Genomic DNA, 25,110 nt, shown 5'->3' with positions numbered 1-25,110 from the left:
CGGGTGAGTACCCGAGCCGCCCGGACTGAGTACGGCACCCGATCCCGCACCGGGCCTCCGCTGCTCGAATGGGACCATGGCTCCCGACGCACCGCGCCCCCGCATCAAGCACGTCACCAGTGCCGGCACCACGCTGGCCGTCACCCTGGCCCCGCTGGTGATCGGCGTCCTACTGGCCCGGACGATGGCCCTGGACCCGCACAGTCCGGTGAACGCGCTGATCACCCGGGGCGGCCGGGGAGCGGGCGTGTCCCCCGCCGAATGGCGCGGCTGCGGCCGCAGGGCGGTGCGGCGGTGCCGCAGGGCATGCCGGCCCCGCGTCCGGTTCGCCGGGCGCGGTTCCCTTCCGATGTGACACGGCCCCTGTGACACGGTCCCGTCCCCGGACGGCTACGGCCCGGCAACAGCGCGGAGTGAGCCGGAAAACCGGTTCCCCCGCCGCGCCCAACTGCCTAGACTCACGACGAAATCACGCGCCGCGCTCACGTCGGGGCGCGCACCGTGACCAGTGAGGGGAGACCTGCCGTGCGCTACCGCACCGCTGTCGTCGTTCCCCTGTCGCGGTACGAGGTGATCCTGGTGTCTACCTCCGCCCGGCGCCGGCTGCGCGGCCGGCCCCGGACACCCGCGACGAACGCCTGAACCCCGCACCCTCATTGACGGACCGTCATCGTGGTCGCGCGCTGCTCGACGCGCCGCGGCCAGGGGTTCCGCGGGCCTGATCACAGGCCTCCTCGTCCGGGGATCGCGCCGTCTTCTTCCGGATCACCCCGAAGGGCCACGGACCGTGCGTACCGAACTGAACCGCCGACTCACCAGCACACTCAACGGCGTTCGCAATCTGGGCATCCTCGCCCACGTCGATGCCGGCAAGACCACCGTCACCGAACGGATCCTCTACGCCACCGGCACCACCCACAAACGCGGCGAGGTCCATGACGGCACGACCATCACCGACTTCGACCCGCAGGAACGCGACCGCGGCATCACCATCTTCGCCGCCGCGGTGAGCTGTACGTGGGCGGACCACCGGATCAACCTGATCGACACCCCGGGGCACGTCGACTTCGCCGACGAGGTCGAGCGTTCGCTGCGGGTGCTCGACGGCGCGATCGCGGTGTTCGACGCGGTCGCGGGTGTGGAGCCGCAGAGCGAGTCGGTGTGGCGGCAGGCCGACCGGCACGGTGTGCCGCGCATCGCCTTCGTCAACAAGCTCGACCGGGTCGGCGCCCGCCTCGACTCCGCCGTGGCGTCGATCCGGGAGCGGCTGCACACGGTCCCCCTGGTGGTTCAGCTGCCGATCGGGGACGAGGAGCGGTTCACCGGAGTGGTGGATCTGCTGCGCATGCGGGCACTGGTCTGGGCCGACGGCTCCGACACGTACGAGGAGGGGGAGGTGCCCGATGAGCTGCTGGAGGAAGCGTCGCGGCGCCGGCGGCTGCTGGAGGAGGCGGTGGCGGAGCTCCACCCGGTCGCGCTGGAGGAGTTCTGCGCGCGGTCCACGCTCTCCGCACAGACACTGGCCGTGGCGTTGCGCGATCTGACCCGTACCGGTGAGGGCGTCGTGGTCCTGTGCGGTTCGGCGTACCGCAACCGAGGTGTCGAGCCGCTGCTGGAGGCCGTCGTGGCCTATCTGCCCTCTCCGTTGGACGTGCCGCCCGTGCGCGGCACGCTCGGCGGCGAGGTGGAGGAACGGGCCGCGGACCCGGCGGCTCCGCTCGCCGCGCTGGCGTTCAAGGTGACCGCGACCCCGACGGGCCGGCTGACGTATCTGCGGCTGTACTCGGGCACGCTCAGGAAGGGGGACACGGTGCTGGACGCGGGTGCGCGGCGCAGCGAGCGGGTCGGCCGGATCCTGCGGGTGCAGGCGGACCGCCATGTCGATGTGGACGAGGCGGTGGCCGGGGACATCGTCGCGGTGATCGGCCTCAAGGCCGCGCGTGCCGGTGCCACCCTGTGCGCGCCGGGTGCCCCGCTGGTCCTCGAACCGCCCACCGTGGCCGATCCGGTCGTCTCGGTGGCGGTCGAGGCGGGCCGGAACACCGATACGGAGCGGCTGATGTCGGCGCTGGCGCGGCTGGCGGAGGAGGACCCCTCACTGGCGGTGCGGACGGACCCGGAGACGGGTCAGACGGTGCTCTCGGGCATGGGCGAACTCCATCTGGAGGTGGCGGCCGAGAAGATCCGCCGGGCCCATGGCCTCGAGGTCCGGGTCGGCCGGCCGCAGGTCGCCCTCCGGGAGACGGTCGTGCGCGGGGTGGCGGGTCTGGTGTACCGGCACGTCAAGCAGGACGGCGGGGCCGGGCAGTTCGCCCATGTCGTGCTCACCGTCGAACCGTTGGGGGGCGCCGACGGCCAGGACGGCGAGGGCGGTGCGGAGTTCGAGTTCCACTCGTCCGTCGTCGGCGGCCGGGTTCCGCAGGAGTACGTCCGGGCGGTGGCGGCCGGCTGCCGGGACGCCCTGGCCGAGGGGCCGCTCGGCGGGCATCCGGTGACCGGGCTGCGGGTGACGCTGACCGATGGCGCCACGCATTCCAAGGACTCCTCGGAGATGGCGTTCCGCACGGCCGGGCGGTTCGCGCTCCGGGAGGCGCTGCGCGCCTGCGCGATGGTGCTGCTGGAGCCGGTGGCCGAGGTGACGGTCACCGTGCCCGACGACGCCGTCGGCGGGGTGCTCGGCGACCTCGCGGCGCGGCGTGGCCAGGTGTCCGGCTCGACCGCGCGGCCCGGTACGGCGGTGGTCACGGCGACCGTGCCGCTGGCCGAACTGTTCGGCTACGCGACCCGGTTGCGCAGCCGGACCCAGGGCAGGGGGACGTTCACCACCCGGGCCACGGGCTACGCCCCGGCGCCGAGCACGGTGCCGGGCCGGTAGTGACCGGAACCTCCCCGTGTGCGGGCAGTCCGCGCACGGGGAGGGAGGCCGGCCCGTCGGTTGCGCGTTTCGCTGGGTGGTCCTCGCCGGGGCGATCGATCGCCGTGGTCGGTACAGCTCCGCCGGCCTTGTGGCGGGTGAGGCGGTCCGGATATCCGGGACGCCTCACCCGCCACGACTCGGGCCCCTGGCGCCCTGTCCTGGCCTTGCCCGCCGGCGGTCAGCGGCCGTCGGGGGCGGCGGTGTGCTGTTCGAGTCCGCCGAGGATGAGCGCGAGGCCCGCCTCGAACGCCGCTTCGTGATCGAGCGCGGGAACGTCGTCCGGCAGGTCCCCGGCGTCCGGCGCGTCCACGTCCGCCTGCTCCTCCAGTACGCAGCCGACGGTGAAGCGGCCGACGGCCAGCATGGCCATCCGCGCCTGCCGCTCGGGCACGCCGGAGGCGACCAGGAAGGCCATCTTGCGGCGGATCCGGTCCAGGTCGCCGGTCGGGGTGCTGCCGGCGTGCAGGCGGGCGCCGTCGCGGCGCATGAGCAGAGTGCGGCGGAAACTGCGGGAGTTGTCCAGGAACCAGCCCCGCCAGTCGTCCTCGGGCTCCGGCAGGGGGGCGTGGGCGTGCGGAGCCATGGCCGCCTCCGCCATCGCGGCCAGCAGGTCCTTCTTGGTCTTGAAGTGGTAGTAGAGCGACGGCTGCTCCACGCCCAGGCGCTTGGCCAGCCGCCGGGTGCTGACATTTTCCAGGCCCACGTCGTCCAGCAGGTCCAGTGCCTCGGTGACGACGGTCGCACGGTTCATCTTGGTCACGTTGACAATCTATCGCCGATAGAAGAATCTGGAAAGAAATCAATCACCGATAGATTTTAGAGTGGCCATGACGAACAAGATCGCGAAGCGTTCCCTGCGGATCCTGGTGGCCGGCGGCGGTGTCGCGGGGCAGGCGCTGGCTTTCTGGCTCACGCGCGGTGGTCACGAGGTGACCGTCGTCGAGCGGTTCCCGGCACTGCGTGCCTCGGGGGCGCAGGTGGATCTACGCGGGCAGGGCATCGACGCGGTGGCGCGGATGGGGCTGCTGGAGGAGGTGCGCGGTCAGCTGGTGGACGAGGCGGGCGTGGCCTTCGTCGACTCCCGCGGGAAGCCGAAGGCGACGATCATGGCGAACACCTCCGGCAAGGGCCGGCAGACGCTGACCTCGGAGTACGAGATCATGCGCGGCGACCTCGTGCGCATCCTGCACGAGGCGACGAAGGGCGACGCCGAGTACGTCTTCGGCAAGAGCGTCGACGGCTTCGACCAGGACGCCGACCGGGTCACCGCGCACTTCTCGGACGGAACGTCGGGCGACTTCGATCTGCTGATCGGCGCCGACGGGCAGGGCTCACGTACCCGGCGGGCGCTGCTGCCGGAGGGCTTCGACCCGTACTGGCGTGTAGGCATCCACATGGCCTACTGGTTCGTCCCGCGCATCGCCTCCGACACCAACATCCGTGACACCTACATGGTTCCGGGCGGTAGGCAGATCATGCGGCGCAGCCACAACGCGACCGAGACCCAGGCGTACTTCGTGGTGCGCGAGGAGTCCGCGGAAGCCTCCGCGATCCACCGGGCTCCCGTCGGGGAGCAGCAGAAGTTCTGGGCCGCGCGGTTCAGGGATGCCGGCTGGCAGACGGAACGGTTCATCGAGGGCATGAAGGACAGCCCGTTCTTCTACTCCCAGGAGGTCGTCCAGGTGCGGAGCGACAGCTGGTCCAAGGGCCGGGTGGTGCTGGCCGGTGACGCCGCGCACTGCGCCTCCCCCTACAGCGGCATGGGGATCTCCGGCGGCCTGGTCGGCGCCTACGTCCTGGCCGGTGAGATCAACCGGGCTCCGGACGACCTGCCGGCCGCGCTGGCGAACTACGAGCGCGTCCTGCGGCCCTTCGTCGACGAGATCCAGGGCGAGGTCAATCCGCGCATCCTGCGCGTGGGCATGCCCCTGACCAAGCACGCCATCAGCGCCTTCCAGAACGCCACCGCGCTGGCCTGCTTCCTGCGCATCCCCGACCTGGTCGCGCGGCTGTCCAAGGAGGACCGCGGCGGCGACTGGCAGCTTCCCGCCTACGCCGACGCCGCCTGAGCGTCCGTCCCGGGCCTCGGGGGCCAGGTGGGAAGCGGCCGTCGCCACCGGCACCGTCCGGCGTCTCACGGATCTGCCCGCGCGCTCATTCCACGCTTTTCTCGAACGAGCGAGGCAATAAAGCAGCTCGGCATCGGCCGCGTTCCCTGCTCGCCGCCTGATCGCGACTTCTGCGCCGACCCGCACACGGGACAGTGCGACGCCTTGTGCGCGACGTCCTCGTCGCGGACGACGGTCACGGCGGAATTCCCTGACAGCGTAGGTACATGAGCAAGTGAACCATGGGGATAGTGGCGGTCGATTCTCGACTGGCGGGCCGCAGTGGCGGCGCCGTGTCGCGCACCGCACCATCGTAGAGAAACCAGAGGTGACCCGACCCGAGGAAGGCCTATGGTGCTGCAAGCCGATCCCGAAATCCTGCGCGAGCTGGTCAACCGCTACGACGAGCTGCAGAGTCTCGACGCATCCCAGTGGGACTGCACGGTCAGGCCCGGGACCGAGGGCACGCTCTACACGCTCTGCGTGCTTACCGGCATTCGCGACGAGTCGAAAGCCCTGGCTGCCGCCCGGGGCCTGCTCGCGGCCCGCGGCCTCCCTCCGAGGTCCTGGGGCGGCGAATCGGCCTGATGAAGGACCGGGCAGTCGGCCCGGACTCGCACGCGACGGCCCGCGCCCACTCGACGGCTACCGGTCGGAGGCCAGTCGGCACAGGCCGCGGATGCTGCCTCGAACTGCGTTTATCAGGTCGCGCGTTCGGGCTCGGCGCGCAAGATCCGGGGGCGGAGCGGCGCCCCCGTCGAGCGCGGCACGCTTCCGTCCCGGGGCCCGCACCACCCGCCGAACGCGACACACCAGCTCACTGCGACCGCTCATTTCGCGTTTGATGCGAGAATTTCGTGAGCCCGCGTACGCCGGTAGCAAATAACCGGCTTCTTTCGCCGTATTGTTATGTACTTTCGAGCGTGCACGCCCAAGAGTGAAGTTGCCCGAATTTTTGACGGTCGGCTTGCCATTCGGGTGAATCAATCCACACCGGATCCCGGGCGATGGCCCCCGTGCGCTCATTCATCAACTCACCTTCTGCCGTGCGGCATTGACGTGAAAATCGGCGCGTTTCGCGAAAGACATTCGGGTGGGTCCTTACACCTCGGATCCAGCGCGGTCGAGCACGCAAAGCAGTGATTGCACCACACAACAACACCTCCATAGCGTGGCCGCGGTGACGTTTCACGATTCGGACGGAAATGCGCCTGCGCACCCCCGGAAATCGACGGGGCCGACGGACGCAGCAAGCCATCCGAGCTGTCTCGGGGAAACGCACAACCACGAATCCGCGGTCCCGCCACGAGCCTGACCGCCTCCCTCCTTCAGGAGCGGCACACCATGACCGACACAACCAACGCCCTTACCGGCTGGTCTCCCGAGGCCGTCGTCTTCGACTGCGACGGGACCTTGATGGACACAGAAAGCCATTGGCAGGACGCACGCAACCAGGTCTTCCGGGACTTCGGTATCCATCCCGCGCCGGGCTTCGCCGAGCGGGCCAAGGGCGTCCATTACATCGACTGCGGTCGGCTCATGGCCCAGGAGGCGGACAAACCCAAACTGGCAGCGGAAATGACCGGCTCGCTGCTGCGCCACTTCATGGTTCAGGTCGCCAAGGACCCGGTCACGATGCCCGGGGCCGCCGACTTCGTACGCCGGCTCTCCGGCCGCCTGCCACTCGCCGTGGCGAGCAACTGCCCTTTGCAGGTCGTGGAGTCGAGCCTCGACCGGGCCGGCCTGCTCGGCCACTTCGAGCACGTTGTGGTCCCGAGCGAAGAGAACCCCGGAGGCGGGAACGGCGAGCCCGTACGCCCGAAGCCCTGGCCGGACGTCTACGCGACGGCCGCCCGCCTCTGCGGTGCCGCACCGCAACGGGCCCTCGCCGTCGAGGACTCGATGACGGGCATCGAGTCGGCCCTGCGGGCCGGGCTGCGCGTGGTCGGGGTGGGCCCGCGCCCGCGTCCCGAGGACGCGGCCCGGGCCGACCTGTGGGTGCCGGTCCTGAACGCTCCGGATCTGTCGGCCTGGGTGGAGTCCTGGCCGGCTCACGGGGCGCGGGAGTAGTCAGGAAGCCCCCTCAGTCCAGCCGCGTGCTGAGGTCTTCCACGACCGCTCGGGCGGAGGCGAAGAGCAGCCCGATCCCCACCGCGCCCGGATCGGGAACGCCTTCGGCGCGCTCGCCGAGGTAGCTGGAGCGTCCCATCCGGGCGCGCAGGCGCGCGGTCTCGGACACACCGGCCCAGGCGGCGTCGGCGGCCCGGGCCAGGGCTTCCGCCGGCGGGGTGTCCGCCGGGGCGGTCCGCAGGGCCTGGGCCGCCGGGCCCAGTGCGTCGACGAGGGTCTTGTCGCCGGGCGCCGCGTCCCCCACTCGACGGATGGCCGCCAGTCCCTCCGCCGCTCCGGCTGCGAGAGCCGGTGTGGTGGCGGCCTCTGCGTCGGCCACGGCGACGGCCAGTGCCTGGAACAGCAAGCCGAACAACGGCCCGCTGGTGCCGCCGACCTCGTCCAGGAAGGCGGTGGCCGCGGCCTGGAGAGGTGCGGCGGGGTCGCTGCCGGACGCGGGGTTCGCGTCGAGATGCCGAAGAGTCGAGAGTGCTCCGGTGCTGAGGTTGACGCCGAAGTCGCCGTCGCCCACCTCTTGGTCCAATGAGGTGAGGCGGTCCTTCGCGGTCCGGGCGGACTGCACGAACCGGCGCATCCAGGCGTCGGTGGAGAACGCGTCGGGGGACGTGCTGGTCGTCATGGGGTGCCTCCCGTGCTCGGGGGAACTCTGTCGGGGACGGCCGTGTGCCGCCGCCTCCTTCACCAGTGCAGGGCGGCGGTCATCACGGGCGCGTCGTACAGGCGCAGGATCTGGTGGTCGGCGGCGAGCAGGGTGATGGAGAAGCCGCGCATGTCCAGGGAGGTGATGTACTCGCCGACGAGGGAACGGGCGAGTTCGATACCCCGGTCGTCGAGCAGGCCGCCGAGCTCGGCGTGGACCGCGTACAGCTCCAGCGGGGTGACCGCCCCGAGGCCGTTGACCAGGGCGATGACGGAGGAATCCCGGGCCGGGGAGAGCGCGTCCAGGAGCGCCAGGACCATGCGCTCGACGAGAGGGCCGAGGGGCCCGCGGGGGATGGTCTTCGGGGCGCGCTCGCCGTGGATGCCGACGCCGTACTCCAGTTCCTCCGGGTCGAGGAGGAAGGCGGGCCTGCCGGTCGTGGGCGCGGTGTGGGCGGCTGAGGCAACGGCCAGGGTGCGACAGCTCGCGGCGAGGCGGGTGCCGAGCTCCTGGAGTTCGTGGAGGCCGAGGCCGGTGTCGGCCGCCGCCCCGAGTATCTTCTCGATCAGGACGGTGCCGCCCGTGCCCCGGCGGCCTGCGGCGATGTCCTCGGAGTCGGTGGCGAGGTCGTCGTCGACCAGGACGCGGGCGCAGGGCACGCCGCGGTGGGCGAGCCGTTCGGCGGCGATGCCGAAGTTGATCCGGTCGCCGGTGTAGTTCTTCACGATGTGCAGCACGCCCTCGGACCGGGCGGCGGCGAGGGATCCTTCGTACACCTGCCGGTTGTGCGGTGAGGCGAAGACGAGCCCCGGGCAGGCGACGTCCAACATGCCTCGTCCGACGTATCCGGCATGCAGGGGTTCGTGCCCCGACCCTCCACCCGAGAGGAGGCCGACCCTCCGCGTGGGTGCCGGGTCGCGGGCCAGGAGGAAGCTGTGGCCGGGGTCGAGCGTGAGCAGATCCGCGTGGGCACGGGCGAAGCCCCGCAGGGCGTCCGGCACCAGGGTGTCGTCACCGTTCTCGAAATACGATGCCATCCAGGTCCTCCGTCGTCGAGGGCCGCGAGCGGCTGGGCCGGGCCCCTCCCGCCGAGGTGATTTACATGTTGCGTCCCAGGCCCCCACAGGGCAATTCGTAGGACAATCGGTCATTCATTCGTATGCGCCTCGCGTGATCGCTACGGCCGGGGTCAGAGCACGGGGACGGGGAAGGTCGGGTACTCCACCCCGGAGACGTGCTGGACGACCCGGACGACCTGGCAGGAGTAGCCGAACTCGTTGTCGTACCAGAGGTAGAGGATCGCGTTGTCGCCGTCGACCTGGGTGGGCCCCGCGTCCACGATGGAGGCGTGGCGCGAGCCGATGAAGTCGCTGGAGACCGCGTCCGGGGCTGTGGTGAAGTCGATCTGGCGCTTGAGCGGCGAGGTCAGCGACACCTCGCGGAGGTGGTCGAGCACCTCCGCGCGGGTGGTGTCACGGCCGAGCTTCAGGCTGAGGATCGCGATCGAGACGTCCGGCACCGGGACCCGGATCGAGCTTCCGGTGATCGTGGCGTCGAGGTCCGGCAGCGCCTTGGCCACGGCGGACGCCGCACCGGTCTCGGTGATGACCATGTTGAGCGGCGCCGAGCGGCCGCGGCGGTCGGAACTGTGGTAGTTGTCCAGCAGGTTCTGGTCGTTGGTGAACGAGTGGATCGTCTCCACGTGCCCGCGCAGGACGCCGTACTCGTCCGCCATCGCCTTCAGCGGCGGGACGATCGCGTTGGTGGTGCAGGAGGCGCAGGAGATGATCTGCTCGTCCGGCTTGATCATGTCGTGGTTGACGCCATGGACGACATTGGGGACATCGCCCTTGCCGGGTGCGGTGAGCACGACCTTGGCGATACCGGGGCGCAGGTGCTGGGACAGCCCCTCGCGGTCACGCCACCTGCCGGTGTTGTCGATGAGAACGGCGTCCTTGATGCCGTACGCCGTGTAGTCCACCGTCGTCGGGTCGTCGGAGTAGATGACCCTGATCTCGTTGCCGTTGGCGATGATCTTGTTGTTCGCCTCGTCGACGGTGATCGTGCCCTGGAACTGGCCGTGGATCGAGTCGCGGCGCAGCAGCGAGGCGCGCTTGACGATGTCCTGGCCGGCGGCCTTGCGGACGACGACGGCACGCAGCCGGAGACCGTTGCCGGAACCCGCCTTCTCGATGAGCAGCCGGGCGAGGAGGCGGCCGATGCGGCCGAATCCGTAGAGGACGACATCGCGCGGCTCACGGCGCTCGATCTTGTCGGCCCCGGTGGCGCCGGCGACGGCCCCGGCGGTGAACTCCGCCTCGGAGAGGCCTCGGCCGTCGGTCCGGTACGTCGCGGCGAGCATGCCGATGTCGATCTGGGAAGGGCCGAGATCGAGGGTGGTGAGCGCCTTCAGGAACGGCAGGGTCTCGGTGACCGAGAGCTCCTCACCGGCGATCTGCCGGGCGAACCGGTGGGTCTTGAGGATGCTGACCACCGACTTGTTCACCAGGGAGCGGCTGTGCAGCAGGACGGTGACGTCCCGCTCCCGGTGCAGCTTCCCGATGATCGGGATCATCGACTCCGCGATCTCCTCGCGGTTCTTCCAGTTGGTGAACGAGTCGTCATTGACAGTCACAGGTTTATCTTTCGAGCTAGGAGGCGCTCATATGGTAACCCGCTGTTGTTCTGATCATCCAGACGGTTCCCCCTCGGACGCCTCCCGACCTCGTCCGCGTACACACGGCGGACACGAAGTCGTCATGACCGGAGCGGAATGCGTGTCCAACTCCCCCGGTTCTGAACTGACATGACTGTTGGAGTAGCCATCGGTGCGACCGGCACCGGCAACCAGATCGATGCCAGCGTGCGCCTTGCCGCCCAGGCCGCGGCCGCGGGGCTGCGGTCCGCCTGGTTCGGGCAGACCTTCGGGGCCGACTCGCCCCAGCTCGCGGCGATCGTCGGACGGGAGGTGCCCGGCATCGACGTGGGCACATCTGCGATCCCCGTCTTCGGCCGCCACCCGCTGATCGTTTCCAGCCAGGCCCTGACCGCACAGGCGGCCACGCACGGCCGCTACCACCTGGGGCTGGCGCTCGGCACCAGACTGCTGACCGAGGGGGGCTTCGGCATCCCGTACGAGCGGCCCATCGCCCGTCTGCGGGAATTCCTGACCGCGCTGCGCCAGCTCACCGAGACGGGCACCGCCGACTTCCACGGCGAACTGCTCACCGCGAGCACTCCGGTCCCCGCGCACGTGCCCGGGGCGGAGGCGGGCGTGCCGCTGCTCGTCGCCGCGATGGGCCCGCAGGCGCTCCGCGTCAGCGGCGAGCTGGCGGACGGGATCCTGCCCTATCTCGCCGGCCCCCGGGCCCTGGCCGAGCACATCGTGCCGGCCGTCACCGAGGCGGCGCGGAACGCGGGCCGTCCCGCGCCCCGGATCGTGGCGCTCGTGCACGGTGTGGTCACGAGCGACCCCGACGCGGCGCGCGCGGCGGCCACCGAGCAGCTGGCCTTCTACGAGCAGATTCCCTCCTACGCACGGGCCGTCGAACTGTCCGGCGGGAAACGGGCCGCCGACGTGGCCGTGATCGGCGACGAGCGGACGGTCGCCGCCGAGGTCCGGCGCTACCGGGACGCCGGGGCCACCGAGGTGGTGTTCTCGGGTACGGACCTGGCCGGAGAGGCCGACCGGCAGCGGACGTGGGCGCTGCTGGGAGAGCTGGCCGGCTGAGCCGCCCGCACCACACAGGGATCCTGTGCCACGGCACTCCGCGTGCGGCCCCTCCCCTCTCCCCCGCACCACCGTCGGCACCGGTACGGGGGCGGGCGGCAGGGGCCGGACCGTATGTTCAGGGCAGTATTTGTTCTGACATATATACGTACAGAGCTTGAGTCGAACGTGCGGCATACTGAACCTCGTGGCACAACGTCTTGAGGAGCCCGACATGGAGTCGATCACCAGGCTGATCACCATCGACCGGAGCAGCCCGGTGCCGCTGTACTTCCAGGTCGCACAGCAGCTTCAACAGCTCATCGAGTCAGGCACGTTGGCACCGGGGACGCGGCTGGAGAACGAGATCGCCCTGGCCGACCAGTTCGGGCTCTCCCGGCCGACCATGCGCCAGGCCATGCAGCATCTGGTGGACAAGGGACTGCTCGCCCGCAAACGGGGGGTCGGCACCCAGGTCGTCAACAACCGGGTACGCAGGCAGATCGAGCTCACCAGTCTGTTCGAGGACCTCAAACGTGACGGCCGACGGCCGCGCACCGAGCTGCTGTCCATGCTCACCGTGCCCGCCTCCGACCGGATCGCCGCCGCCCTCAAGGTCGAACCCGGCGCCGCCACCGTGGCCCTGCGCCGACTGCGGTACGCGGACGACGAGCCCATAGCGGTCATGGAGAACCACCTGCCGGCGGACCTCCTGGGCCTGACCGAAGAGGAGCTCACCGGACACGGCCTCTACGAGCTGCTCAGGCGGGCGGGCATCGCGCTGCGCACCGCGGAGCAGACCATCGGCGCGCGCCGGGCCACCGCGCCGGAGGCCCGACTGCTGGGCGAACCCCGCGGCGGCACCCTGCTCACCATGGAGCGCACGGTCCTCGGGGACGCCGGGCGCCCGGTGGAGTTCGGCTCGCACCTGTACCGGGCGTCCCGGTACTCGTTCGAGATGACCCTGACCGCACAGTGAACCGCGCCCCGGTGACCGGTATCAGCCCGAGCGCCGGGAGTTGAGCCGGGCGGCCTGGCGCGTCAGGTGGTCGCGCTCGGCCAGGTCGGGCGCCTTCAGGGCCGCCTCCGCGTACAGCCGTGCCGCCCTCGCGAGGTCGCCGTCACGCTCGTGGAGGTAGGCGGCCGCCGCTGTGTACCGGGGCAGCGATTCGTCCAGCTTCGCGAGCGCCGCCAGTCCGGCCCTCGGCCCGTCGGCCTGGCCCACCGCCACCGCACGGTTGAGCCGGACAACCGGGCTGTCGGTCAGGCGCGCGAGCTCGTCGTACCACTCGACGATCTGCACCCAGTCGGTCTCCTCGGCGGTGGGCGCGTCGGCGTGCAGCGCCGCGACGGCGGCCTGGGCCTGGAACTCGCCCAGCCGGTCACGGGCCAGGGCCGTCTGCAGGATCCCGACCCCTTCGGCGATCGACGCGGTGTCCCAGAGGCCGCGGTCCTGCTCGGCCAGCGGCACCAGGCTGCCGTCGGACGCGGTCCGGGCGGCGCGCCGGGCATGGTGGAGCAGCATCAGGGCGAGCAGCCCCGCCACCTCGGGGTGGTCGATCCCGGCCGCGAGCTGCCGGGTGAGCCGGATGGCCTCGGCGGCCAGGTCCACATCGCCGGAGTACCCCTCGTTGAAGACCAGGTAGAGCACGCGCAGCACGGTGGCGACGTCGCCCGGCCGGTCGAACCTCGCGCCGGAGACGGTGCGTTTGGCCCGGCTGATGCGCTGGGCCATGGTCGCCTCCGGCACCAGGTAGGCCTGGGCGATCTGGCGGGTGGTCAGCCCTCCGACGGCGCGCAGTGTGAGCGCGACGGCGGACGAGGGCGTCAGAGACGGGTGGGCGCACAGGAAGTAGAGCTGGAGCGTGTCGTCCACCGCGGTCGCGGGTCCGGGGGCCGGCTGCTCCTCGACGAGGTCCTCGCGCCGCCGGCGGGCCGCGTCCGCCCGGGTGGCGTCGAGGAACCGCCGCCAGGCGACGGTGACCAGCCAGCCCTTCGGATCCCGCGGCCGGTCGGCCGGCCAGACCCGGACCGCCTCTGCCAGCGCGTCCTGGACGGCGTCCTCGGCCGCCGCGAAGTCGGCTCCGCGGCGGACGAGGATCCCGAGCACGCCCGGCGTGAGGCTCCGGAGCATGACGTCATCCATCGACGAGGTCACTCCGTGATGGTGGGCGGCTCGGTCAGGAAGGGGCGCAGCTCCAGCCACTCGTGGATCGGGTTGCCGCCCGCCCCGGGCGCGGCCGACAGTTCCCCGGCCAGCTCGACGGCGCGCTCGTAGCTGTCGACGTCGATCACCATCCAGCCGGCGATGAGGTCCTTGGTCTCCGCGAACGGGCCGTCGGTGATCGGCGGGCGGCCCTCGCCGTCGTACCGGACGAAGGTCCCCTCCGGGGCGAGCGCCTGGCCGTCGACGAACTCACCGGTCCCCTCCAGCCGGGCCGCGAAGTCGTGCATGTACTTCATGTGGGCCGAGATCTCCTCCGGCGTCCACTGGTCCATGCAGACATCGTTGACGGCGGCCGGGGCGCCTCGGTAGTGCTTCAGAAGCAGGTACTTCGCCATGGTGTTCTCCTCGACGCTGGTGCGAGCCGTTGTGGTCGCGTTCACTACGGGGACGGAGCCGGTTCCGGGTTCTCGACATCATCGGCGTCATCGGCCAGAAAAAGTTTCCCACCCCTCGGTCCCGCGATCATCCCGAACCTCGTCGCGGCTTCATGACGGACCGCGGGACCGCCCCCGTCGCACTGTCCGGCGCCGGGTTCCGGCGCCCGCTGGTAAAATGGGCCGACGCTTGCGACATCGCCGGGGCCCGTGCCGAGGAGCACGGGCCCCGGCGCGTTACGGAGGCCCCCACCTGAGGAAGGTTCCCCCATGAACGCGAAGCCGCCCGCCTCCGGACGCCCCGGTGACCGCACCGACCGGCGGGCCGAACCGGCCCGGGGCGCGCTCGGCACGCCCTCGGCGGCGGGCGCGAGCCCGGGAATGGCGCCCGCCGGGTCCTTCGCGGAGCTGGGACTGCCCGACGCGCTGCTGACGGCGATGACCGGTCTCGACGTCACCGAGCCCTTCCCCATCCAGGCGGCGACCCTGCCCGACGCGCTGGCCGGCCGGGACGTGCTGGGGCGGGCGCGGACGGGTTCCGGCAAGACGCTGGCCTTCGGGCTGGCCCTGCTGGTCCGTACCGCCGGGCGGCGCGCGGAGGCGAAGCGCCCCCTCGCCCTGGTGCTCGTCCCGACCCGGGAGCTCGCCCAGCAGGTGGGTGACGCCCTGGAGCCGTACGCGCGCGTGCTCGGACTGGGAATGACGACGGTGGTCGGCGGACTGTCGATGAACCGGCAGGCGGCCGCGCTGAAGGCGGGTACCGAGGTGGTCGTCGCGACCCCGGGACGGCTCTGCGACCTGATCTCACGACGCCACCTCCATCTGGACCGGGTGGGGATCGCCGTGCTCGACGAGGCGGACCAGATGTGCGACATGGGCTTCCTGCCGCAGGTCTCGGAGATCCTGGACCAGGTGCGCCCCGACGGCCAGCGACTGCTCTTCTCGGCCACGCTCGACCGGAACGTCGACCAGTTGGTGGAGCGCTACCTCAACGACCCGGTCCTCGTCTCGGTCGACCCGGCCCGCGCCTCGGTCACCACGATGGAGCACCACGTCCTCAACGTGCACGCCGCCGACAAGTACGCGGCGGCGACCGAGATCGCCGCCCGCGAGGGGCGGGTGCTGATGTTCCTGGACACCAAGGCGGGCGTGGACGCCTTCACCCGCCACCTGAAGAGCAGCGGAATCCCGGCGGCCGCCCTGCACAGCGGCAAGTCGCAGCCGCAGCGCACGCACACGCTGGACCAGTTCAGGAGCGGCGCCGTCACCGCGCTGGTGGCCACGAACGTGGCGGCCCGCGGCATCCACATCGACGAGCTGGACCTGGTGGTGAACGTGGACGCGCCCACGGACGCCAAGGACTACCTGCACCGCAGCGGCCGCACCGCGCGGGCCGGCCAGTCGGGCAAGGCCGTCACCCTGGTCACACCGGGCCAGCGGCGGGACGTGAGCAAGCTGATGTCCGAGGCCGGGATCCGGCCGACGGTCACTCAGGTGCGCTCCGGCGAGGCCGAGTTGACGCGCATCACCGGCGCCAAGCGGCCGCCGACGACCAAACCCGCACAGACGGGCAGGCGGCCGTTCCGAGGGATGGGGACCCAGGCCCCCAAGGAGAGCCGCCGCGCCGCCCAGTCCCGTCAGGAGGCGGAGGCCCGCAGGGCGTCCCAGGTGCGCAAGGGCCGCTGACCCGTCGCGAGCCCGGCCGGCCCGTCGCCGATCCTGCCGGGCCGGGCCGGGTCCCGAGCGTCTCCGGAAACGGGTCAGGGCCGGTTTCGGATTGCTCCGAAACCGGCCCTGATCTGCGACTGTCTCCAGTCGGGACGACAGGATTTGAACCTGCGACCCCTTGACCCCCAGTCAAGTGCGCTACCAAGCTGCGCCACGTCCCGATACCCGTCTGACCTGGGGTTTCCCCGTGGCCGAACGTGCATGAGAACAATACCGCACTTCAACGGGTGGTTACGAACACCTTTGGGCTCTTGACCTCAACCATGCTTGATGTTGAACGCTGTGGCACATGACGCACACGACTACCGCTCACGCCCCCGCCTACCGCGATCTGCACCGGCTGATGAGCCTGATGACCGGCGACGAGAAGCACGACACCGCCGCCACCTCGACGCTCGACACCCTGTGGGTGCTCTACGACCGGGTGCTGCGGGTGTCACCGGAAACCGCGGACTCCCCCGACCGCGACCGCTTCCTGCTGTCCAAGGGGCACGGGCCGATGGCGTACTACGCCGTCCTCGCCGCGCACGGGTTCTTCGGCGAGGAGCTGCTGGCGGGCTTCGGCTCGTACGACTCGCCGCTCGGCCACCATCCGGACCGGCTGCTGGTGCCCGGAGCCGAGATCGGCAGCGGTTCGCTGGGGCACGGGCTGCCGCTGGCCGTGGGCACCGCGCTGGGGCTGCGGGCCCAGGGGCTGACCGGCCCTCGCGTATGGGTGCTGACCGGGGACGCCGAACTGGACGAGGGCAGCAACCACGAGGCGATCGCCTACGCGGCCCCGGCGGGCCTCGACCAGCTGCACACCGTGGTCATCGACAACGCCTCGGCGACGTACGGCCGCCCCGGCGGCATCGCCGGCCGGTTCGCGACCGCGGGCTGGTCGGTGGCCTCCGTGGACGGACGGGACCACGAGGAGCTGTACGCCGCCTTCACCGCGCCGCACCCCGGACAGCCGCGTGCCGTGGTCGCCCGGGTCGCCCCCAAGCGCTGAGCCCCGCGTCAGCCATCCACCGGACCGACGGACAGAAAAGAAGAGGAAGACCTCCCATGGACACGATGCGGGACCGTTTCATCTCGACCACCTCACACCTGCTCGACGAGGACCCGCGGCTGGCGCTCGTGCTGGCCGAGATCAGCCGGGACGGCTTCAGCCGGGCCGAGCGCGCCCATCCGCACCGCGTCGTCAACGTCGGCATCCGGGAACAGCTGCTCATCGGCGCCGGGGCCGGAATGGCGCTCACCGGAATGCGGCCGATCGTGCACACCTTCGCCAGCTTCCTGGTGGAGCGCCCCTTCGAACAGGTGAAGCTGGACTTCGGCCACCAGGGCGTGGGCGGGGTACTGGTCAGCGCCGGAGCCTCCTACGACTGGCCGGCCGGCGGTTTCACCCATATGGCACCCGGCGACGTCGCGCTCCTGGACACCCTCGACGGCTGGACGGTGCACGTTCCGGGGCACCCCGACGAGGCCGAGACGCTGCTGCGGGACGCCGTCACCGGGGACGACCGGGTCTATGTGCGGCTCTCCATGCAGTCCAACGAGCGGGCCCGTCCGGTCGGCGGGGCGGGCGGGTTCACCACGGTGCGCGAGGGGACGGGCGGCGTGGTGATCGCCGTCGGCCCGATGCTCGACAACGTCCTCGCGGCCACCGAGGGGCTCGACGTGAGCGTGCTGTACGCGACGACGGTGCGGCCGTTCGACGGGGACGGCCTGCGCGGGGCGGTCGGCGACCGGCCGGCCGCCGACGTGGTCATCGTCGAGCCGTACCTCGCGGGCACGTCCACGGCGGCGGCCAACGACGCGCTCGCCGCCCTCCCGCACCGGATCCTGGGCCTGGGCGTCGCCCGCCAGGAACTGCGCCGGTACGGGCAGATGGACGAGCACCTCGCCGCTCACGGCCTGGACCCGCGGGGCCTGCGGCAGCGGATCGGCGGGTTCCTGGGCCGGTGAGCGGACGGGGGGGCGCCCCGGCGCACTCAGTGCGCCGCCAGGAGCTCCCCGTACCACGCGAGCGTGGCGTCGACGGTGGCGGAGAGGGGGTTCGGCACCAGGCCGAACGCCTTCTCGATGGCGGAGGAGTCGACGATCTGGGCCTCCGTGTGCTGGTAGAACATCTCGGCGTACGCCGTCATGAACTGCTCGTCGAACGGTCCGAAGGGCCGGGGTTCCGCGACGACGGTCAGGGTCAGCGGACGGCCGACGCGCTCCTCGATCATCTCCAGGATCCGGCGCGTGGTGAGCGCCGGGGCGGTGGGCAGGTGCCAGACCCTGCCGTCGCCGTCCGGGTTCTCACCCAGCGTCGCGAGGCCCGCGGCGACATCACCGATGTACGTGTAGCTGTGCGGCAGGTCGATGTCACCGAACGCCGGGACCTCTCCCCCGGTCAGCGCGGCGGGGAACACCGCGCCGCCCAACGTGGAGTTGAGGACACCGGGCCCCACGAAGTCGGCGGACCGGCCCAGTACCACCCGCAGCCGGCCCTCGGTGTGCGCGGCGAGGTAGCGGGCGTCGAGCTCGGCGCGCATCACGCCCTTGTCGGTCGTGGCGTTCCACGGGGTGTCCTCCGTCATGACCGCACCGTGCGTCTCGCCGTACGGGTAGAGCGTGTCGAGCACCACGAGGCGAGCGCCCTCGGCCTCGACCGCCGCGAGTACGGCCCTCTGGATGCGCGGCATGGCCTCGACCTGGAGGTGGTACGCCACGTTGACGCAGTGGTAGACGACGGCGGCGCCCCCGACCGCCGCACGGGCGCCCTCCGGGGTGGCGACATCGGCGGCGAACCGGTCGACGCCTTCGAGCGCCGGGCCGGCGGCCGCCCGGTCGACGAGCCGGACCGGGTGGCCCCGGCGGACGAGTTCGACGGCGAGCGCGGTACCGGCGGGGCCCGCGCCGAGGACTACCTGAAGATCACGTGCTGCGGTCATGACGTACTCCCTGTGATGCGGACGGTCACCCGGGTCGCTTCCACACACCCCGAGCGCTACGGCTTGTCGCTTCTGTTAGAGACAGTAACTCTTGCGATGCTGCCTTGCAAGGCTGACTGTTACAATCCGTAACTGAAGTGAGCTTGCCTAGCGGAAGGGGCCGGGGATGGCCGAGGCGCAGCAGGGGCCGCGGGCCCGCTACCGGGAGCAGACCCGGGCGGAGATCAAGGAAGCGGCCCTGCGACAGCTGGCCGAAGGGGGTGTGGCGGCGCTCGCGCTCACCCGGATCGCCAAGGACATGGGCCTGTCCGGGCCCGCGCTCTACCGCTACTTCGGCAGCCGCGACGACCTGCTGCATGCGCTGATCAGGGACGCGTACGACGATGCCGCCTCGGCCATCGGCGCGGCGGGCGCCCGTTCGGTGGCCGCCGCGCAGAGCCCGCGCGAGCGGCTGCACGCGCTGGCGGTGGCGTACCGGGCCTGGGCGGTCCGGGAGCCGCACCGGTATCTCCTGATCCAGGGCGCCCCGGTGCCGGGGTATGTCGCGCCCGCCGACACGCTGGACCGGGCGCGCGCGGTGCTCGGGCCGTTCCTTCCGGTATTCGCGGGCGGGACGCCAGGGGCGGGTGTGGCGCCGGTGGTGGCACAGATGGCGGCCTGGCTGGACGGGGATCCGGCTGTGGGCGGCTGGGTGGCCGAGTACGCGGCGGACGCCGCCGGCCCGGCGGGCGCTGCCGGAGCTCTGGCCGGCGCGCTCCTCGCCTGGGCGCAGCTGCACGGCTCCGTGGGCCTGGAGGCAGCGGGCCAGTTCGAGGGGATGGGACACAGCGGGGGCACCCTGCTGGACGCGCAGGTCGCAATGCTGGCGGACACCTTCGGGCTGGAGTGAGCACCCGGGGCCCCGGGGCGTACGACGCGGATCGCCGGACGGGCCCAGGGGCCGGTCCGGCGATCGGTGTGCGCGGTGGTGGGGGGTGTCAGGGGTGGATGAGCACCTGGGCCAGGGCCACCCGGCCCGTGCCGGACGTCACGATCCTCACCGTGCGGGTCCGGCTGTCCAGGTTCACCAGCGTGGGACGCAGCGCCTTCCCGCTGACGTGCACCGTGCCGTCGTCGGTGACGACGTCGAAGTCGGCCGTCGTGGTGGCGGCGTCGTTCCAGATCTCGACCTGTCGGACGTGCCGGACGGCGCCGAGGTCCGCCTGCCACCAGGCGCCCGCCTCCGAGAGGGTGCGGGTGTCGGTGTTGGTGTCGGCGTCCAGGGCGAGTGCCGCCGTCGCCGTGCCGTCGGTCGAGGACTGGGTCGCGGTGCCGGTGCGGGCCAGGTCGGTGCGGAGCTGCTCGACCGGTCCGCCGTGGGCGCCCGCCCGTGCGGCGACGGCGAGCGCCTGAGCGGGCAGCCGGTCGAGGCCGGTCAGGTTGTCCGTCATGACCGAGCCGGTTCCGCCGAGGGCGGGGGCGGCGGTGTCGGTCCAGTTGCCGCGCGCGGTGTTCCGGATTCCGTAGTCCGCCCAGTTCGAGACCCACTTGTAGCCGATGCGGGTGATGACGTTGCGCTCGACGGTGATGTGCGAGGACTGCTCGTCGAGGTAGATGCCGTTCCCGTCGCGTTCGGTGTTGCCGTACGCGGAGCGGTTGATGTAGTTGCCGCTGAGGACGGTGCCGGGCTGCGCGCCCTGGGTGTAGATCGCGCCGCCGTCGTGCTGCTGCTGTGCGACCTCCATGACGTCGGTGATGCGGTTGCCCGTCACCTTGTTGTCACGCAGTACGGACTTCCGGGCCTCGGGCTGGTTCCAGCCCCAGCCGACCGAGATCGCGGAGTACGGGAGGTGGTCCAGGCTGTTGTGGTCGACGCTCAGGCCTGCCTCGTAACCGGCCCAGATGCCCACCGAGTCGGTGTACTCGACGCCGGAGCGGCTGATGGTGTTGTACGCGACGGTGTTCCGCTCCCCCGTCAGTGACGCCTCCGGCATCGGTTCGGTGTCTCCGACGTAGACGGCGCCCGAGGACAGGTCGGTGAAGGACGAACGGGTCAGCGAGCTGTCCTTGGTGCCGGCCTCCAGGATCGCTCCGGCGCCGCCGAGATGGCTGAACCGGCTGCTGTCGACGTGCACCCGCCGGCCGCCGCGGACGGTGACCGCGGCGGACGGCTTGGTGTAGTAGCGGCCCGCGTGGTCGACGGGGCCGGTGGCGCCGGTCAGGGTGAGACCGGCCTGCATTCCCGCGTAGCCCTCATCGGTGCCGGGCTGCCGGTAGGCCGCATACGCGAAGCCGATCCCGCTGACGGTGACGTCATGGGCGCCATCGACGACGAGCAGCTGTTCGGTGTGCGGGGTGACGGTCCGCGCGCGGCGCATGTCCTCGCCCTTGCGCGGCAGGTAGGTGACGGTGCGGCCCTTCGAGTCCCATACGAACTCGCCCGGCTGGTCGAGGAGTTCGGGGGCGTTCTCGAAGAAGGCGACACCGCTGTAGCGGGTGGAGTCGACGGCGGTGGAGTCCCAGGCGGGGCCGGTGCGGTCCGTGCCGCTCGCCGAGTTGGTCCAGCAGGGCTGGACGAACGTCATGGTGTCGCCGCTGACGCCGGCGATCCGGCAGTGGTAGTTCCGCCAGCGGACCCGGATGACCGCTTCGGCGTCGGTGGGGCGCTGCCAGTGGTCGATCCCGGTCGCGGTGGCGCCGGTCATGCCGGTGGCGGAGGCGTCGCAGGTGCTCGCCGCGCAGGCCTCGCCGCGGGCGCGGGTGGCGCGCTCGCCGTCGACGAAGAGCTGGCGCGGGGTGACCCCGGCGGGGACGGCGGCGCTCCAGGTGCCGTCGGCGTTGCGGTGCCAGCCGGTGATGTCCTGTCCGCCGGAGAGGACGGGGCGGGCGCCGGGGGCGGCGGCCCAGGTGGTGCCGGAGTCGTCCGGGCCGAGCCTCAGGGGCGCGTCGAGCCGGTACGTGCCGTCCTTGAGGAGGACGCGGACGTCGCGCCCCTTCTCGGTGCGGGCCCGGTCGCGGGCACCCTCCGGGGTACAGGGGCGGCTGACGGTGCAGGAGGTGCCGCGGCCGTCGGGGGCCGCGTACAGGGTGCGGGCGCCGGGCGCGGCCTGGGCGGCCGGGGCGGTGAGCAGCGCGGCCAGGAATGCGGCGGTGGCGGCAGCGGCGGTTCCTCGTACGGTGTTCACGGTGCGGTTCACGCGGTGGCCTTCCAGTCGGGGTGGCCGGGCATGGGCGGGTTGACGGCCCCGAAGAGCCAGTCGCGCAGGAACGGGTCCAGGCTCCGGTCACCGGTGACGTCGACGGTGTGCCGGATGAACTGCTCTGTGGTGTACGTGGAGTCCTTGAAACGCTTGACCCACTCGCGCATCACCGTGTCGAACCTCCGCCGGCCGGCCCGCAGGCTCAGGGCGTACAGGACGAGTGCGCCGCCGTCGTAGATGTTGGTGCCGCCGAGCGCCCTCGGCAGTCCGGGCGGGCCGTCGGCCGCGCGGACGACGTCGAGCTTCTCGTACGTCGTCCTCATCTTGTCCTCGAAGACGGACCAGCCGCGCTCCTCGCCGTACAGACCGGCGTAGTACACGGCGGGGCCCTCGTTGAGCCAGGCCTGCTGCCAGTCGTCCGGGGTGACGGAGTCGCCGAACCACTGGTGGACGAGCTCGTGGACCATGGTGGTCTCGTAGCCGGGCTGTCCGTCGGCGTTGGGCTTGAACCAGTTGGTGGAGAACAGCGACAGGGTCTGGTTCTCCAGGGCGTCGGTGTAGCCGTCGTAGATGTGGAGGCCGTAGACGGAGAACGGGTAGCGGCCGAACTTCGCCTCCAGCCAGGCGAGATGGTCCGGGGTGCGGGCCACGATCGGGCCGTACTTCTCCTCCTGTCCCTGGGGCACGATGTGCCTCAGCGGCAGGCCCCGGTGGCTGGTGCCGTACAGGTAGGTGCCCTTGACGACGGCGATGCCGATGAGTTCGGTCGCCATCCGCTCGCGCAGGGCGAAGTGCCAGACGCAGGAGCCGTCGGCGCGCCGGGTCCGGTGGGTGAGTTCACCGTTGGCGGTGGCGACGAAGCCCTTGGGCGCGCTGATGTGGAAGGTCCACGTCGCCTTGTCGGACGGGGTGTCGTTGCACGGCAGGAAGGTGTCGGCGCGCGAGGACTGGGCGGCCGAGGCGAATCCGCCGTCGGTGCCGAAGTTCCAGCCGGTGAGGCCGAGCCGGGGCGCCTTGCCGTTGCCCCGGTAGCCGATCTCGACGGTGAACGCCTGTCCGTCGTGGAGCGGGCGCGCCGGGGTGACAGTGAGCTCCTGTCCGCTCTGGCCCGGCGTGAGCTCCCAGCGGGCGGGACGGCCGGAGACGGTCACCGTGTCGATGGTGTGGCCGTCGGTGTCGAGGTTGAACGCGGAGAGGTCCTGGGTGGCCCTGGCGTTGATCCTCACCGTGCCGGAGAAGTCGTACGTGACCGGGGTGAAGTCGAAGGTCAGGTCGTAGTGAAGGACCTGGTAGCCGCCGTTGCCGAGGGTCGGGAAGAGCGGGTCGCCGACCCCGTTCGCGCCGGGCTTCGGGTCGAAGCGGTGCGGTCGCGCCGCGGCGGGCGAGCCGAGGGCGGGGATCGCGGCGGCAGCGGCAACCGCCGCGCCGCCGATTCTCAGGGCCGTACGCCTGCTGGTGGGAGCGGTCATCACTTCTTGCCCTTCTGGAAGGCGTCCTCGAACTCTCCCCGGGCCTGCTCGCCGCCCTTGGCCAGGTAGTCCTTGACCAGCTGGTCGTAGGCGGACATCGGCTTGCGCCCGGAGATGATGTCCTTGAGGGCATCGCCCTTCAGCGTGTTGAGACTGCCGGAGCCCTTGGAGTCCCAGGTGGGCGAGGAGTACTGGAGCGTCGGATCCTGTTCCATGACCGGGATCATCTTGGTGAACGTGTCGTGGACGTGGCGTACGCCCGGCTCCGAGTCGGCGCTGAAGATCGCGGGGACGGCGGAGGCCACGAACTTCCAGGGCACGGTGACGTCCTGGGTGCCCTGCTTGGTCAGCGCCGGGTTGCCCTGCGCGTCACGGGTGAAGTCCTTGCCCTCGACCCCGTAGTTGATGAGGGTGTACTCCAGGCTGCCGAACGGCGAGGCCGCGAAGTCCGCGAAGGCCAGGATCTCCTTGACGCGGTCACCGGACGCCTGCTTGACGTGGGTGTTCTGGAGCTCCACGTTGTCCATCCACGCGATGGCGTCCTTCCCCACCGGTACGAACGGGCGCGGGTCGTACTTCTTGTCGACCGCCTTCATCGCCGCGACGTAGCCGACACCGGGCGCCAGGTAGGTGGGCATCCCGTCGTAGACGTAGGCGCCCTTGCCGTTCTTGAACATGTCCGTGTACTGGGCCTTCTGCGCCCCGGACATCTGGAGCGTGCCCGGGTAGAAGCAGCCCGCCTTGTACAGCAGCCGGGCGGTCTCCACCGCCTTGCGGAACTCCGGAGTCTCCAGATCGGTGGTGAACTTGCCGGTCTTCTCGTCCAGCCGCCAGTAGTACGGCGCACCCGCGGACATGGCGAGCATGCTGGTGGCACCCGCGATGATCGCGTACTGGTCCTTCTTGGGGCGGGTGAGCTCCTTGCAGATCTCGACGAAGCGGTCGAGGTCGGTGATCTGGTCGAGACTCGTGACGCCGGCCTCCTCGAAGAGGTCGTGGCGGTAGACACCGGCGCCACCCGTACCGGTGCGCGCGATCGGGATGCCGTAGAGCTTCCCGCCGAAGATGGCGGACTGCCAGGCACCCTTCGGGATCGCGGCCAGGTTGGGGTAGTCCTTGACCTTGTCCCCGGCGAGGTACGGGGTCAGGTCGGCGCACTTGGCCTGGAGGAAGGCCGCCTTGTTGTCGACGCCGCCGGTCTCCGGGTACATGAAGAGGTCCGGCAGGCTGTCGCTGGCGACCATGGTGGAGAACTTGGTGCCGTAGTCGTCGGCGGGGACGGCGGTGACGTTCACCTGCCCGCCGAGCAGCTTCTCGATCTCCTGCCAGGCGGCGTTCCGGCCGCGCGAGGGCGGCGGCGGTGAGAACGTCTCCATCGTCGCGCTGATCGGCTTCGCCCCCTTGAGCGGGGTGCCCTTGGTGGCCCGCAGCGGCTTGGCCGGGTAGCTGAAGAAGCCCTGCGGGACGCCGGCGGCGGTGCCGGCCAGATCGGGCTTGACACCGATGTTGCGGATCGCGGTGTCGGGGAGCAGCGAGGCGCTCTTGGCCTCGGCCTTGGCGGTCGTGCCGCCGTCGCCGCAGGCGGCGAGCAGCGGGGCGGCGGCCAGTCCCAGACCGATGCCCGCACCCATGCGGAACAGCGCTCTGCGGTTGACGGGGGTTGAGCTCGGCACCTGAGTCTCCTTGGGAGAGGGGAAGGAAGGAG

Annotated in this window: 21 protein-coding genes and 1 tRNA gene; 11 read left to right on the top strand and 11 right to left on the bottom strand. The window is 71.2% G+C overall.

Annotation, left to right across the window (positions count from 1 at the left end):
• Positions 1–76 precede the first annotated feature (76 nt).
• Positions 77–355, top strand: a complete 279-nt coding sequence (locus OG892_RS35455; RefSeq protein ID WP_073734483.1) for a hypothetical protein — start codon at positions 77–79, stop codon at positions 353–355.
• 432 nt (positions 356–787) lie between these two features.
• Complete coding sequence (gene fusA / locus OG892_RS35450; RefSeq protein WP_371631229.1) at positions 788–2,875, top strand: elongation factor G; 2,088 nt, start codon at positions 788–790, stop codon at positions 2,873–2,875.
• Between the two features lie 220 nt (positions 2,876–3,095).
• On the opposite strand, the gene OG892_RS35445 is transcribed toward fusA, so the two are convergent.
• Complete coding sequence (locus tag OG892_RS35445; RefSeq protein ID WP_371631746.1) at positions 3,096–3,668, bottom strand: TetR/AcrR family transcriptional regulator C-terminal domain-containing protein; 573 nt, start codon at positions 3,666–3,668, stop codon at positions 3,096–3,098.
• A gap of 76 nt (positions 3,669–3,744) precedes the next feature.
• Between OG892_RS35445 and OG892_RS35440 the strand changes: the two genes are divergently transcribed.
• The 3 genes from OG892_RS35440 to OG892_RS35430 all read left to right on the top strand — a co-directional run bounded on the left by OG892_RS35440 (position 3,745) and on the right by OG892_RS35430 (position 7,095).
• Entirely contained in the window at positions 3,745–4,986 is a 1,242-nt protein-coding gene (locus OG892_RS35440; protein ID WP_371631228.1) for an FAD-dependent monooxygenase, read from the top strand.
• Between the two features lie 390 nt (positions 4,987–5,376).
• Entirely contained in the window at positions 5,377–5,613 is a 237-nt protein-coding gene (locus OG892_RS35435; RefSeq protein ID WP_079193317.1) for a DUF5133 domain-containing protein, read from the top strand.
• Between the two features lie 756 nt (positions 5,614–6,369).
• The gene (locus tag OG892_RS35430; RefSeq protein WP_328864565.1) at positions 6,370–7,095 is read left to right on the top strand and encodes an HAD family phosphatase; all 726 of its coding nucleotides are present in this window, start codon (positions 6,370–6,372) and stop codon (positions 7,093–7,095) included.
• 13 nt (positions 7,096–7,108) lie between these two features.
• On the opposite strand, the gene dhaL is transcribed toward OG892_RS35430, so the two are convergent.
• The 3 genes from dhaL to OG892_RS35415 all read right to left on the bottom strand — a co-directional run bounded on the left by dhaL (position 7,109) and on the right by OG892_RS35415 (position 10,430).
• Positions 7,109–7,774: a dihydroxyacetone kinase subunit DhaL gene (gene dhaL, locus OG892_RS35425; protein ID WP_327340121.1), complete on the bottom strand. Its 666-nt coding sequence runs from the start codon at positions 7,772–7,774 to the stop codon at positions 7,109–7,111.
• A gap of 59 nt (positions 7,775–7,833) precedes the next feature.
• The gene (locus OG892_RS35420; protein WP_328864567.1) at positions 7,834–8,832 is read right to left on the bottom strand and encodes a dihydroxyacetone kinase subunit DhaK; all 999 of its coding nucleotides are present in this window, start codon (positions 8,830–8,832) and stop codon (positions 7,834–7,836) included.
• Positions 8,833–8,984: 152 nt separating this feature from the next.
• Positions 8,985–10,430 (bottom strand): glyceraldehyde-3-phosphate dehydrogenase, encoded by a 1,446-nt coding sequence (locus OG892_RS35415; RefSeq protein ID WP_328864568.1) that lies wholly within the window; start codon positions 10,428–10,430, stop codon positions 8,985–8,987.
• A gap of 171 nt (positions 10,431–10,601) precedes the next feature.
• Here OG892_RS35415 and OG892_RS35410 point away from each other — a divergent pair, with 171 nt between their 5' ends.
• Together OG892_RS35410 and OG892_RS35405 are read left to right on the top strand one after the other, a co-directional pair.
• Positions 10,602–11,525: an LLM class F420-dependent oxidoreductase gene (locus OG892_RS35410; protein WP_371631227.1), complete on the top strand. Its 924-nt coding sequence runs from the start codon at positions 10,602–10,604 to the stop codon at positions 11,523–11,525.
• Positions 11,526–11,739: 214 nt separating this feature from the next.
• A complete protein-coding gene (locus OG892_RS35405) occupies positions 11,740–12,483 on the top strand; it encodes a GntR family transcriptional regulator (RefSeq protein ID WP_073734475.1) in 744 nt (247 codons plus the stop codon).
• Between the two features lie 21 nt (positions 12,484–12,504).
• Here the strand turns inward: OG892_RS35405 and OG892_RS35400 are convergent, their stop codons facing one another.
• Positions 12,505–13,650 carry an RNA polymerase sigma factor gene (locus OG892_RS35400; protein ID WP_371631745.1) on the bottom strand — a complete coding sequence of 382 codons (1,146 nt, stop codon included), beginning with the start codon at positions 13,648–13,650 and terminating at the stop codon, positions 12,505–12,507.
• A gap of 8 nt (positions 13,651–13,658) precedes the next feature.
• Positions 13,659–14,066: a YciI family protein gene (locus tag OG892_RS35395; protein WP_073734473.1), complete on the bottom strand. Its 408-nt coding sequence runs from the start codon at positions 14,064–14,066 to the stop codon at positions 13,659–13,661.
• Between the two features lie 420 nt (positions 14,067–14,486).
• Between OG892_RS35395 and OG892_RS35390 the strand changes: the two genes are divergently transcribed.
• A complete protein-coding gene (locus OG892_RS35390) occupies positions 14,487–15,791 on the top strand; it encodes a DEAD/DEAH box helicase (RefSeq protein WP_371631744.1) in 1,305 nt (434 codons plus the stop codon).
• Between the two features lie 129 nt (positions 15,792–15,920).
• Here OG892_RS35390 and OG892_RS35385 read toward each other — a convergent pair.
• A tRNA-Pro gene (locus OG892_RS35385) sits at positions 15,921–15,994 on the bottom strand.
• Between the two features lie 128 nt (positions 15,995–16,122).
• Here OG892_RS35385 and OG892_RS35380 point away from each other — a divergent pair.
• Together OG892_RS35380 and OG892_RS35375 are read left to right on the top strand one after the other, a co-directional pair.
• Entirely contained in the window at positions 16,123–16,824 is a 702-nt protein-coding gene (locus tag OG892_RS35380; RefSeq protein ID WP_073734471.1) for a transketolase, read from the top strand.
• A 56-nt stretch (positions 16,825–16,880) separates the two neighbouring features.
• On the top strand, positions 16,881–17,783 hold the full coding sequence (locus OG892_RS35375; RefSeq protein ID WP_371631226.1) for a transketolase family protein: 903 nt from the start codon (positions 16,881–16,883) through the stop codon (positions 17,781–17,783).
• A 26-nt stretch (positions 17,784–17,809) separates the two neighbouring features.
• Here OG892_RS35375 and OG892_RS35370 read toward each other — a convergent pair whose 3' ends face one another.
• The gene (locus OG892_RS35370) at positions 17,810–18,757 is read right to left on the bottom strand and encodes an NAD-dependent epimerase/dehydratase family protein (RefSeq protein WP_327340115.1); all 948 of its coding nucleotides are present in this window, start codon (positions 18,755–18,757) and stop codon (positions 17,810–17,812) included.
• A gap of 166 nt (positions 18,758–18,923) precedes the next feature.
• Between OG892_RS35370 and OG892_RS35365 the strand changes: the two genes are divergently transcribed.
• Complete coding sequence (locus OG892_RS35365; protein ID WP_371631225.1) at positions 18,924–19,646, top strand: TetR/AcrR family transcriptional regulator; 723 nt, start codon at positions 18,924–18,926, stop codon at positions 19,644–19,646.
• Between the two features lie 88 nt (positions 19,647–19,734).
• Here OG892_RS35365 and OG892_RS35360 read toward each other — a convergent pair whose 3' ends face one another.
• The 3 genes from OG892_RS35360 to OG892_RS35350 are packed head-to-tail and all read right to left on the bottom strand — an operon-like array spanning position 19,735 to position 25,078.
• Complete coding sequence (locus OG892_RS35360; protein ID WP_371631224.1) at positions 19,735–21,933, bottom strand: right-handed parallel beta-helix repeat-containing protein; 2,199 nt, start codon at positions 21,931–21,933, stop codon at positions 19,735–19,737.
• Complete coding sequence (locus tag OG892_RS35355; protein WP_371631223.1) at positions 21,930–23,405, bottom strand: M1 family metallopeptidase; 1,476 nt, start codon at positions 23,403–23,405, stop codon at positions 21,930–21,932. Before OG892_RS35355 ends, OG892_RS35360 begins: the two co-directional genes overlap by 4 nt.
• On the bottom strand, positions 23,405–25,078 hold the full coding sequence (locus tag OG892_RS35350; protein WP_371631222.1) for an extracellular solute-binding protein: 1,674 nt from the start codon (positions 25,076–25,078) through the stop codon (positions 23,405–23,407). The genes OG892_RS35355 and OG892_RS35350 overlap by 1 nt, the downstream gene beginning before the upstream one ends.
• Positions 25,079–25,110 lie beyond the last annotated feature (32 nt).

It is taken from the genome of Streptomyces sp. NBC_00341 (genome assembly GCF_041435055.1).
GTDB lineage: Bacteria > Actinomycetota > Actinomycetes > Streptomycetales > Streptomycetaceae > Streptomyces.
This window is presented reverse-complemented; position numbering and strand designations above follow the sequence as displayed.